12 protein-coding genes are annotated in these 11738 nt (G+C 63.9%); 9 read left to right on the forward strand and 3 right to left on the reverse strand.

Annotated elements, in window-relative coordinates:
* On the reverse strand, positions 1-679 hold a 679-nt coding region (locus MOV74_RS18610), incomplete at its 3' end, for an ABC transporter ATP-binding protein (protein WP_246925361.1).
* Between the two features lie 55 nt (positions 680-734).
* Here MOV74_RS18610 and MOV74_RS18615 point away from each other — a divergent pair.
* Positions 735-1379: an arylesterase gene (locus MOV74_RS18615; protein WP_246925383.1), complete on the forward strand. Its 645-nt coding sequence runs from the start codon at positions 735-737 to the stop codon at positions 1377-1379.
* 172 nt (positions 1380-1551) lie between these two features.
* Positions 1552-2088: an RNA 2',3'-cyclic phosphodiesterase gene (gene thpR, locus MOV74_RS18620; RefSeq protein WP_246925364.1), complete on the forward strand. Its 537-nt coding sequence runs from the start codon at positions 1552-1554 to the stop codon at positions 2086-2088.
* Positions 2089-2105: 17 nt separating this feature from the next.
* Here the strand turns inward: thpR and MOV74_RS18625 are convergent, their stop codons facing one another.
* Positions 2106-2510 (reverse strand): type II toxin-antitoxin system VapC family toxin, encoded by a 405-nt coding sequence (locus tag MOV74_RS18625; protein ID WP_246925368.1) that lies wholly within the window; start codon positions 2508-2510, stop codon positions 2106-2108.
* Complete coding sequence (locus MOV74_RS18630) at positions 2510-2764, reverse strand: type II toxin-antitoxin system VapB family antitoxin (protein ID WP_246925371.1); 255 nt, start codon at positions 2762-2764, stop codon at positions 2510-2512. The genes MOV74_RS18625 and MOV74_RS18630 overlap by 1 nt, the downstream gene beginning before the upstream one ends.
* 186 nt (positions 2765-2950) lie before the next feature.
* Here MOV74_RS18630 and zapE point away from each other — a divergent pair, with 186 nt between their 5' ends.
* From zapE to MOV74_RS18665, 7 genes are all read left to right on the forward strand, one after another.
* Complete coding sequence (zapE, locus tag MOV74_RS18635; protein WP_246925374.1) at positions 2951-4135, forward strand: cell division protein ZapE; 1185 nt, start codon at positions 2951-2953, stop codon at positions 4133-4135.
* A gap of 254 nt (positions 4136-4389) precedes the next feature.
* Entirely contained in the window at positions 4390-5358 is a 969-nt protein-coding gene (mdh, locus tag MOV74_RS18640) for a malate dehydrogenase (protein ID WP_008145224.1), read from the forward strand.
* A gap of 221 nt (positions 5359-5579) precedes the next feature.
* Complete coding sequence (gene sucC, locus MOV74_RS18645; RefSeq protein WP_246925377.1) at positions 5580-6776, forward strand: ADP-forming succinate--CoA ligase subunit beta; 1197 nt, start codon at positions 5580-5582, stop codon at positions 6774-6776.
* A 4-nt stretch (positions 6777-6780) separates the two neighbouring features.
* Positions 6781-7260 (forward strand): DUF1579 domain-containing protein, encoded by a 480-nt coding sequence (locus MOV74_RS18650; protein WP_246925379.1) that lies wholly within the window; start codon positions 6781-6783, stop codon positions 7258-7260.
* Positions 7261-7293: 33 nt separating this feature from the next.
* A complete protein-coding gene (gene sucD / locus MOV74_RS18655; RefSeq protein ID WP_094890720.1) occupies positions 7294-8178 on the forward strand; it encodes a succinate--CoA ligase subunit alpha in 885 nt (294 codons plus the stop codon).
* Between the two features lie 137 nt (positions 8179-8315).
* On the forward strand, positions 8316-11285 hold the full coding sequence (locus MOV74_RS18660) for a 2-oxoglutarate dehydrogenase E1 component (protein ID WP_246925381.1): 2970 nt from the start codon (positions 8316-8318) through the stop codon (positions 11283-11285).
* A 177-nt stretch (positions 11286-11462) separates the two neighbouring features.
* A partial coding sequence (locus MOV74_RS18665) for a biotin/lipoyl-containing protein (protein ID WP_309486815.1) occupies positions 11463-11738 on the forward strand: 276 nt, incomplete at its 3' end.

Below are 11738 nucleotides of genomic sequence, written 5' to 3' on the forward strand. Positions count from 1 at the left end.
GGCGGATCACGCGATCGCAGCGTTGCGCGAGCGAGGAATCGTGCGTGACCAGCACCAGCGTCATGCCCCGCTCGGCATGCTTGCTGAACAGGAGATCGACGATCTGCTTCCCTGTCGCCTCATCCAGATTGCCGGTCGGCTCGTCGGCAACGAGGATGGCGGGATCGGGCGCGAGCGCACGGGCCAGCGCCACGCGCTGCTGCTCGCCGCCGGAGAGCTGCGTCGGATAGTGGTGCAGACGATCGCCAAGTCCGACCGATTGCAGCTCCTGCGCCGCGCGCCTTGCGGCGTCCGGATTGCCGGCGAGTTCGAGCGGCACGGCGACGTTCTCCAGCGCCGTCATGGTCGGGATCAGATGGAAGGACTGGAAGACGATGCCGACCTGGCGGCCGCGGAAGCGGGCCAGCGCGTCCTCGTCGAGGGCATTGAAAGGCGTGCTTGAGACCACCACCTCTCCGCTATCAGGACGCTCCAGCCCCGCCATCACCATGAGCAGCGTGGATTTGCCCGAGCCTGACGGGCCGATCAGGCCGATCGTCTCGCCCGAGGCGACCCGCAGGCTGATATCCTTGAGGATGTGAACGCGTGCCGCGCCCGTACCCAATGAGAGATTGACGTTGGAGATGGCGATGGTGTCCGCGGCAGCGGCGAGCGAAGAGGTTTCGATGCGAGTGTCCATGGTCCGGTCATATGGCAACTCCGATAGCGCGGTCGAGAGGCGTTACGGATTGTTCATGCACATAGCCGTGTTGATGCTCGCTTTGATGACGATTGCGACAAACGCGTCGGCACAGGCACAGCCGGCCGCCAAGCCGATCAAGTTGGTGGTTCTCGGCGATTCCTTAAGTGCCGGTCTCGGCCTCCCGGCCCAGGAGGCGTTCCCTCAAAAACTTCAAAAAGCCTTGCAGGCCAAAGGCATAGCGGTCGACATGACCAATGCCGGGGTGTCCGGCGACACCGCCTCCGGCGGCCGCGACCGGCTCGACTGGTCGGTGCCGGAAGGAACCGAGGGCGTCATCGTCGAGCTCGGCGCCAACGATGCGCTGCGCGGCATCGATCCCGATTTGACGCGCGCCGCGCTCACCGACATCATCCAGCGGCTCAAGGCGCGCAAGATTCCGGTTATGCTGTGCGGCATGCTGGCGCCACCAAATTACGGCGCCGATTATGCCGCGCGCTTCAATTCGATTTATCCGGATCTTGCGAAGAAATTCGACGTGCCGCTCTATCCGTTCTTCCTCGATGCCGTCGCCGCCGACGCCAAGCTCAACCAGGCCGACGGCATTCATCCGACCGCGGCCGGCGTCGACATCATCGTTGGCAACATCATGCCCACGGTGGAGGCATTCATTGGCACGATCGCTGGGCAACGAAGTTGAAATGCAGGCAGCGCCAACCTTCATACCCAGGGTTTTACCGGGGTAACGCGGGCCAAGCTTCGCAGAGTCACACAACTGAGATAGGAATCGGGGTACCGGTGATTCGTCGCCGGCTCTAATTTGGATATGATCCTGCTCAGGGATTGTACCCAAGCATCGGGAGTGCGAAACGATGCCGCGTTTGTTTACGGGTCTGGAAATTCCGGCCGAGATCGGCCAGTCGCTTTCCAACTTGAGGGGTGGCCTTCCCGGCGCCCGGTGGATCGATCCCGAAAATTATCACGTCACCTTGCGCTTCATCGGCGATATAGACGGCGTCTCCGCCAACGAGATCGCCTCGATGCTGTTTCGCGTCGACCGCAAGCCGTTCGAGGTGAAAGTGCAGGGTTTGCAGAGTTTCGGCGGACGCAAGCCGCGCGCGGTGGTCGCAACCATCGCGCCTAGCAAGCCGCTGATGGAATTGCAGGCCGAGCTCGAGCGCATGATGCAGCGGATCGGCCTCAACCCGGAGGGGCGCAAGTTCATTCCGCACGTCACGCTGGCCCGGTTGCACGACGCCACCGACCGCGACGTCGCCGACTATCTCTCGCTGCGCGGCTACTTCCCGAGCAAGGCGTTCATGGCGGAGCGCTTCGTGCTGTTCTCCTCACGCGCATCGACGGGTGGCGGCCCGTATGTGGTCGAGGATGCGTACGAGCTGTGTGAGTAGCGCTGCACCCTGCCGCGTTAACGGAGCGGCGTCGCGCCTGATCGGCTGACATCCGTCTTCGCGAAGTCCTCGCCTTTGAACAACAGAGGTTCGCCGCGGGACATGGCCAGCGCATAAGAAAAGCAATCACCGTAGTTGAGCGACGCGGCGTGTCGCCCCTTCCCGTAGCGCCGCCAGGCGCGCCGTGCTGCATCGGCTTGCACGGCATCAACCGCAATGATCTCGGCGCCGATCTTGACGAGCCAAAGATCGAACTCACGCCCGCCGGCATCACCCAGCCGCGTCTCGATCACCATCGTTGCTTCAAGCACCGTCGCCGCAGAGATCAGGCGGATCGGATCGTCGACGATCAGTTGCTCAATATCCGGCGCCTCGGCTTCATTGAGTGCGATCGCCACGATCGCCGATGTATCGATCACCATCAGCGAGGCAATCCATTCTCGTCATATCCGAGAATTTCCTCGGGCGTGCGGTCGTCCACGACGCGCATTTCGCTCCAGCGCCGCCTGATCTCGGCCATGTCCTCAAGCAACGCGTCCTTGCGTGTTTGAGCGTTGAGCCGGCGCAATCGCTCCTCAATGGCGCGCTTGGTTGCGGTCGTGATGTTCTCGCCGGTCAATTGCGCGAGACTCCGCGCCAATTGCTCCGTTTCGGGGTCCTTGATGCTCAGCGCCATGTCGAGGTTCCTGGGTTCCTCAATAGGTATATTCTACCTCGACAGAAGGCAAGATGAGAGGGGCGTAAGGAGGCCCGGGGACGGGTTTGGGCGTTTCAACTGATCACCGAATCCTAGGAATCGGCGCATAACCCGTTGCGCCAATACATGGTTGCAATTTCCGCCGGTCTCTGGCGGTAAAGGGCCATGCTCTCGACCCCCAGTTCCCCATTCAGCGATGCCTATCAGGCCCAGATCGCCTCCGGCGCGATCGAGCCGGATGCCGCGCAGGCCGAGGTCGCCGAGGCCTATGCGGCGCTCGACCAGCGCCTCGCTACTTACAGGCCGCTGCGCAAGCAGGGTCTGCTCAGCCGCCTGTTCAGCAGCGACAAGGATGAGGCGCCGCGCGGCCTCTACATCCACGGCGAGGTCGGTCGCGGCAAGACGATGCTGATGGATTTGTTCTTCCAGCACTCATCCGTCGAGCACAAGCGGCGCGCGCATTTCCACGAATTCATGGCCGACGTGCATGAGCGCATCTACGATTATCGCCAGGGCATCGCGCGCGGCGAGATCGCCGACGGCGACGTCATCGCGCTGACCGCGAATGCGATCTTCGAGGAGAGCTGGCTGCTCTGCTTCGACGAATTCCACGTCACCGATATCGCGGATGCGATGATCCTGGGACGCCTGTTCGCAAAACTGTTCGAGCTCGGCACCGTCGTGGTCGCGACCTCCAACGTCGCCCCCGACGATCTCTACAAAGGCGGCCTCAACCGGTCGCTGTTCCTGCCCTTCATCAAGAACATCACCGACCGCATGGACGTCGCGCGGCTCGATGCACGCACCGACTTCCGGCTTGAGAAGCTCCAGGGCGTGCCGATGTGGCTGACGCCGGCGAATAGCGATGCGGATGCCGCGCTCGACCGCGCCTGGTCGCGGATGTCGGGCGGCGCCAAATGCAGGTCGCGCGATATTTCGATCAAGGGCCGCATCCTGCACGTACCGTGCTCGGCTCACGGCGTGGCGCGGTTTTCGTTCGCCGACCTCTGCGAGAAGCCGCTCGGCGCATCCGATTACCTCAGGCTGGCGCACGACTATCACACCATCCTGGTCGACCATATTCCAGTGATGGATCTCTCCCAGCGCAATGCCGCCAAGCGCTTCATCACGCTGATCGATACGCTCTATGACAATGCCGTGAAGCTGATGGCCTCGGCCGATGCCAACCCGATTTCGCTCTACCTCGCCGACGAGGGCAACGAGGCCAACGAGTTCAAGCGGACGGCGTCGCGCCTGATCGAGATGAGCTCGGAATCCTATCTGGCGCTGGCTCACGGCCGCAAGGATTCCACCGCAAGCGGCTCCACCAAAGGTCTGGTGGAGACTTAAGTCCTATTTGTCAGCGCTGTCATTTTCCCGGGCGCGACGAAGTCGCGAGCCCGGAATCCATCGCGCCACAATTTTCTGCTGCCCGATGGATTCCGGGCCTGCGCCTGTCGGCGCTTCCCGGAATGACGGACCCGGTATGGCTGCTCTCGCGGCAAGCCTGACAAATGGGCATCCGGCGACTTGAACGGGGGAAGCGAAAGGGATAACCACCCTCTCAGTTTTCCCCTCCTTACGTGTCTAAAGGACAGGCTCACATGGCGCGCGACAAGATTGCTTTGATTGGCTCCGGTCAGATCGGTGGAACGCTGGCTCACCTCATCGGCCTGAAAGAACTGGGCGATGTCGTGATGTTCGACATCGCCGAGGGCGTGCCGCAGGGCAAGGCGCTCGACATCGCGCAGTCCTCGCCGGTCGACGGTTTTGACGCGCATTACACCGGCGCCAATTCCTACGAGGCGCTCGACAATGCCAAGGTCTGCATCGTCACCGCCGGCGTGCCGCGCAAGCCCGGTATGAGCCGCGACGACCTCCTCTCCATCAACCTCAAGGTCATGGAGCAGGTCGGTGCCGGCATCAAGAAGTACGCGCCCGACGCCTTCGTCATCTGCATCACCAATCCGCTCGACGCGATGGTCTGGGCTCTGCAGAAGGCTTCCGGCCTGCCGCACAAGAAGGTCGTCGGCATGGCCGGCGTGCTGGATTCGGCGCGCTTCCGCTACTTCCTCGCCGATGAGTTCAACGTCTCGGTCGAAGACGTCACCGCCTTCGTGCTCGGCGGCCATGGCGACACCATGGTCCCGCTGGTGAAGTACTCCACCGTCGCCGGCATCCCGCTGCCCGACCTCGTCAAGATGGGCTGGACCTCGCAGGCGCGTCTCGACGAGATCGTCGACCGCACCCGCAACGGCGGTGCCGAGATCGTCAACCTGCTCAAGACCGGCTCGGCCTTCTACGCGCCGGCCGCTTCCGCGATCGCGATGGCCGAGAGCTATCTGCGTGATAAGAAGCGCGTGCTGCCCTCGGCCGCGTACCTGAACGGCGAATACGGCGTGAAGGACATGTATGTCGGCGTGCCCGTCGTGATCGGCTCCAAGGGCGTCGAGCGCGTCGTCGAGATCGAGCTCGCCGGCAAGGACCGCGAGGCTTTCGACAAGTCGGTCGGCGCGGTGCAGGGCCTGGTCGACGCCTGCAAGAAGATCGCCCCCGATCTTCTCGGCCGCTAAGGCGCAACAATCCCCGCCGAAGACCGAAACCCGGTCTTCGGCGGTTTCATTTCCGGGGCCTGGCTGCATCACGTGTTGAAGGCTTGGCGGGTTCCGGGTTCGGCAGTCCAGAGATCGATGTCAAAGAATCCAGGTTGCAGTTCCTGTGGTATATGGTATGCCAGCCACAAGACTGAGGTGGGCCCCAGAGGTCACCGCCCGCGGGTTCAGGGAGCGACCATATGAATATCCATGAATATCAGGCCAAAGCGCTGCTCAGCGAGTTCGGCGTAGCGATCTCCAAGGGCGTGCCCGTCCTGAAGCCCGCGGACGCGGAAGCCGCCGCCAAGGCGCTGCCCGGTCCGGTCTGGGTGGTAAAGAGCCAGATCCACGCCGGCGGCCGCGGCAAGGGCAAGTTCAAGGAAGCCTCGGCCGGCGACAAGGGCGGCGTCCGCATCGCCAAGTCGGCCGCGGAGGTCTCCGAATTCGCCAAGCAGATGCTCGGCGCCACGCTGGTGACGATCCAGACCGGCCCGGCCGGCAAGCAGGTCAACCGCCTCTACATCGAGGACGGCTCCGACATCGACAAGGAATTCTATCTCTCGCTCCTGGTCGACCGCGAGACCTCGCGCGTCTCCTTCGTCGTCTCGACCGAAGGCGGCGTCAACATCGAGGACGTCGCGCACAACACGCCCGAGAAGATTGTCACTTTCTCGGTCGATCCCGCCACCGGCATCATGGGCCATCACGGCCGCACGGTTGCCAATGCGCTCAAGCTCTCCGGTGATCTCGCCAAGCAGGCCGAGAAGCTCACCGCCCAGCTGTTCACGGCGTTCGTCGCCAAGGACATGTCGATGCTGGAGATCAACCCGCTGGTCGTGACCAAGCAGGGCCAGCTCCGCGTGCTCGACGCCAAGGTGTCGTTCGACGACAACGCGCTGTTCCGCCATCCCGAGGTGCTCGCGCTGCGCGACGAGACCGAGGAAGATGCCAAGGAGATCGAGGCGTCGAAATACGACCTCAACTACGTCACGCTCGACGGCAACATCGGCTGCATGGTCAACGGCGCCGGTCTCGCCATGGCGACGATGGACATCATCAAGCTCTACGGCATGGCGCCGGCGAACTTCCTCGACGTCGGCGGCAGCGCCAGCAAGGAGAAGGTCGCGGCCGCCTTCAAGATCATCACCGCGGATCCCAACGTGAAGGGCATCCTGGTCAACATCTTCGGCGGCATCATGAAGTGCGACGTGATCGCCGAGGGCGTCACGGCCGCGGTTCGCGAAGTCGGCCTCAGCGTGCCGCTGGTGGTCCGCCTCGAAGGCACCAATGTCGAGCTCGGCAAGAAGATCATCCGTGAATCCGGACTGAACGTGGTGCCGGCCGACAATCTCGACGACGCCGCGCAGAAGATCGTGAAGGCCGTCAAGGGAGGCTAAGGCCATGGCCCAGGACCATCTCGCCGCATCATCTCCGCTTCCCGAGCACGCGCGTCTCGCAGCGTTCGCCGGCGAATGGGATGGCGAAGAGGTGGTCTTCCCGTCGCGCTGGACGGCGGGCGGGCCGGCGACATCGCGCACAGTCGCGCGCATGGATCTCAATGGGTTCTACCTGATCCAGGACGGTGTCCAGATGCGCGACGGCAAGCAGGTCTTTGCCACCCACGGCATCTTTACTTTCGACCGCGACGACCGGACCTACAAATTGTTCTGGTACGACTCGCTCGGCTACACGCCGCCCTCGCCCGCCTCCGGCGGCTGGGTCGGCAAGACCCTGACGCTGGTGCGCGGCTCGCTCCGCGGCAATGCGCGCCATGTCTACGAGATCATCGACGACAATTCCTATTCGTTGAAGATCCAGTTCTCGCCGGACGCGGAAGGCTGGGCCGACGTGCTCACCGGCGTCTACCGCCGCATCCACTGACCTCTCACTCGTTAGTTCGCGAAAGCAGACCTCATGTCCATCCTGATCGACAAGAACACCAAGGTCATCTGCCAGGGCTTCACCGGCAAGAACGGCACCTTCCACTCGGAGGCCGCGATTGCCTACGGCACCAAGATGGTCGGCGGCACCTCGCCGGGCAAAGGCGGCGCGACGCATCTGGGCCTGCCGGTGTTCGACACCGTGCGCGAGGCGCGTGAGAAGACCGGCGCCGATGCATCGGTGATCTATGTGCCGCCGCCGGGCGCGGCTGACGCGATCTGCGAAGCCATCGACGCCGAGATCCCGCTGATCGTCTGCATCACCGAGGGCATTCCCGTGATCGACATGGTGCGGGTGAAGCGTTCGCTGGCCGGTTCCAAGTCGCGCCTGATCGGGCCGAACTGCCCGGGCGTCATGACCGCCGGCGAGTGCAAGATCGGCATCATGCCGGCCAACATCTTCAAGACCGGCTCAGTCGGCATCGTCTCCCGCTCCGGCACGCTCACTTACGAAGCCGTGTTCCAGACCTCCCAGGAAGGCCTCGGCCAGACCACCGCGGTCGGCATCGGCGGCGACCCGGTCAAGGGAACCGAGTTCATCGACGTGCTCGAAATGCTGCTCGGCGACCCCAAGACCGAATCGATCATCATGATCGGCGAGATCGGCGGTTCCGCCGAGGAGGACGCTGCCCAGTTCCTCAAGGACGAGGCCAAGCGCGGCCGCAAGAAACCGATGGTCGGCTTCATCGCCGGCGTGACCGCACCTCCCGGCCGCCGCATGGGCCATGCCGGCGCGATCATCTCGGGCGGCAAGGGTGACGCCGGTTCCAAGACCGACGCGATGAAATCGGCAGGGATTACAGTGTCCCCGTCTCCCGCCCGCCTCGGCCATACGCTTGCCGAAAAGTTGAAGGGCTAATTCACTTCTTCGTACTTTTCCGGGCGAAGTTTCGCAGCAAATAGGGTAAAGGGTGCCTGTCGCGCCGAGCCTCTGCCGGGGAGCTCGGTGCCAGCGCCGTTTATTATGCGCGAACCGAAATCGCCAGGAACTCCAGTATGTCTCGCCAGGACGCGAACGCAGCCTTTGCCTTGTCCTCTTTTTTGCAGGGCACCAACGCCACCTACATCGACGAAATCTACTCCCGCTACGAGAAGGACCCGTCCTCGGTCGACGCCGAGTGGCAGGAGTTCTTCAAGAGCCTGAACGACCAGCCTGCGGACGTCCGGAAAAACGCCGAGGGCCCGTCCTGGGAGCGCGCCAATTGGCCGCTGCCCCCGCAGGATGACCTGACCTCCGCCCTCGACGGCAATTGGGCCGAGGTCGAGAAGGCGGTCGGTGCCAAGATCGCGGCCAAGGCGCAGGCCAAGGGAGGCGACAAGGGCGCCGGTCTCTCCTCGGCCGACCTGCTCCAGGCGACGCGCGACTCCGTCCGCGCCCTGATGCTGATCCGCGCCTACCGCATGCGCGGCCACTTCCACGCCAAGCTCGATCCGCTCGGCATCGAGGCCCCGCGCAACCGCGAAGAGCTCGACCCGCGCACCTACGGCTTCAGCGAAGCCGATTTCGATCGCAAGATCTTCCTCGATCACGTGCTCGGTCTCGAATACGGCAGCTTGCGCGAGATCACCGCGATCTGCGAGCGCACCTACTGCCAGACGCTCGGCGTCGAGTTCATGCACATCAGCAACGCCGCGCAGAAGGCCTGGATCCAGGAGCGCATCGAGGGTCCGGACAAGGAAATCTCGTTCACCCGCGAAGGCCGCCGCGCCATCCTGATGAAGCTGATCGAGGCCGAGGGCTTCGAGAAGTTCTGCGACACCAAGTTCACCGGCACCAAGCGCTTCGGCCTCGACGGCGGTGAATCGCTGATCCCCGCGCTCGAGCAGATCATCAAGCGCGGTGGCAATCTCGGCGTGAAGGAGATCGTGCTGGGCATGCCGCATCGCGGCCGCCTCAACGTGCTGACCCAGGTGATGGGCAAGGCGCATCGCGCGCTATTCCACGAGTTCAAGGGCGGCTCGGCCAACCCCGATGCGGTCGAAGGCTCCGGCGACGTCAAGTACCACCTCGGTGCGTCCTCGGACCGCGAGTTCGACGGCAACCGCATCCATCTGTCGCTGACCGCCAACCCCTCGCATCTCGAGATCGTCGATCCCGTCGTGCTCGGCAAGGTCCGCGCCAAGCAGGACCAGCACGGCGATCCGCCGGACATGCGCATCTCGGTGCTGCCGCTGCTGATGCACGGCGATGCCGCGTTCGCCGGCCAGGGCGTGGTGGCTGAATGCTTCGGTCTGTCCGACCTGAAGGGCTACCGCACCGGCGGCTCCGTGCACTTCATCGTCAACAACCAGATCGGCTTCACCACCTATCCGCGCTACTCGCGCTCCTCGCCCTATCCGTCCGACGTGGCGAAGATGATCGACGCGCCGATCTTCCACGTCAACGGCGACGATCCGGAAGCCGTCGTGTTTGCGGCCAAGGTCGCGATCGAGTTCCGGCAGAAGTTCCACAAGCCGGTCGTCATCGACATGTTCTGCTACCGCAGGCATGGCCATAACGAAGGCGACGAGCCGGCTTTCACCCAGCCGGTGATGTACAAGAAGATCGCGGCCCATCCCTCCACGCTCGAGCTCTACGCCCGCCGCCTGATCAGCGAAGGCGTGCTGACCGAGGGCGAGGTCGACAAGGCCAAGGCCGACTGGCGTGCGCGGCTCGATGCCGAGCTCGAGGCAGGCTCCGGCTACAAGCCCAACAAGGCCGACTGGCTCGACGGCAAGTGGGCCGGCTTCAAGATTGCCGACCAGGAAGAGGATGCGCGCCGCGGCGTGACCGGCGTCGACATCGCCGAGCTGAAGGATATCGGCCGCAAGATCACCAGGGTGCCGGACGGTTTCCGCGCCCACCGCACCATCCAGCGCTTCCTGGAGAACCGCTCCAAGGCGATCGACACCGGCGCCGGCATCGACTGGGCGACCGGCGAGGCATTGGCGTTCTGCACGCTGCTCAACGAGAACCACCATGTCCGCCTGTCGGGCCAGGATTCCGAGCGCGGCACCTTCTCGCAGCGTCATTCCGTCCTGATCGACCAGGAAGACGAGAGTCGCTACACGCCGTTCAACCATCTCGGCCACGAGCAGGGCCATTACGAGGTCATCAACTCGCTGCTGTCGGAAGAAGCCGTGCTCGGCTTCGAATACGGCTACTCGCTCGCGGAGCCGAACACGCTGACCCTCTGGGAAGCCCAGTTCGGCGACTTCGCCAACGGTGCGCAGGTCGTGTTCGACCAGTTCATCTCCTCGGGCGAGCGCAAATGGCTGCGCATGTCCGGCTTGGTCTGCCTGCTGCCGCATGGCTATGAAGGCCAGGGGCCGGAGCATTCCTCGGCGCGCCTCGAGCGTTATCTGCAGATGTGCGCCGAAGACAACATGCAGGTGGTCTACCCGACCACGCCGGCGAACTACTTCCACGTGCTGCGGCGCCAGCTCCATCGCGAGATCCGCAAGCCGCTGATCCTGATGACGCCGAAGTCGCTGCTGCGTCACAAGCGGGCGGTGTCGCGTCTCGAGGAGCTCGCGAAGGGAACGACCTTCCACCGCATCCTTTATGATGACGCCCAGATGCAGCCGAGCGAGGCGACCAAGCTCGTTCCCGACGAGAAGATCCGCCGCATCGTGCTGTGCTCCGGCAAGGTCTATTACGACCTCTACGAGGAGCGCGAGAAGCGCGGTATCGACGACATCTACCTGATGCGCGTCGAGCAGCTCTATCCGGTGCCGCTGAAGGCGCTGGTGGCCGAGCTGTCGCGCTTCAAGAAGGCCGAAGTGGTGTGGTGCCAGGAAGAGCCGCGCAACATGGGCGCCTGGCACTTCATCGAGCCCTATCTGGAATGGGTGCTGAACCAGGTGAACGGCGCGAGCCGGCGTCCGCGTTATGTCGGCCGCGCCGCTTCCGCTGCGACCGCCACGGGTCTGATGTCCAAGCATCAGGCGCAGTTGAAGGCGTTCCTGGACGAAGCACTGAGCTGAACTTTTTGAACTGCGTCATGCCCCGCCTCGTGCGCAACCAGCGCACTGGAGCGGGGCATCCAGTACGCCGTGACGTCCGTGCAGTGTACGAGCGTCCGGTTTGCTGGATGGCTTGCTTTTCGCAGGCGATGGCATCCGCACTTATGACCGCATTGGCGATCCCTAAGGACAAAGACCATGACTGAAATTCGTGTGCCGACGCTCGGCGAATCCGTCACCGAGGCCACCATCGGCCGCTGGTTCAAGAAGGCCGGCGATCCCGTCGCCGTCGACGAGCCCTTGGTGGAGCTCGAGACCGACAAGGTCACCATCGAAGTCCCGGCGCCCTCCGCCGGCACGCTGAGCGAGATCATCGCCGCCGATGGCGCGACCGTTGCCGTGGGTGCGCTGCTCGGCCAGATCACCGATGGTGTCGGCGCAGCGAAGCCCGCTGCGGCACCCGCCAAGCCCGCC

Source organism: Bradyrhizobium sp. SHOUNA76, from assembly GCF_023006445.1.
Lineage (GTDB): Bacteria > Pseudomonadota > Alphaproteobacteria > Rhizobiales > Xanthobacteraceae > Bradyrhizobium.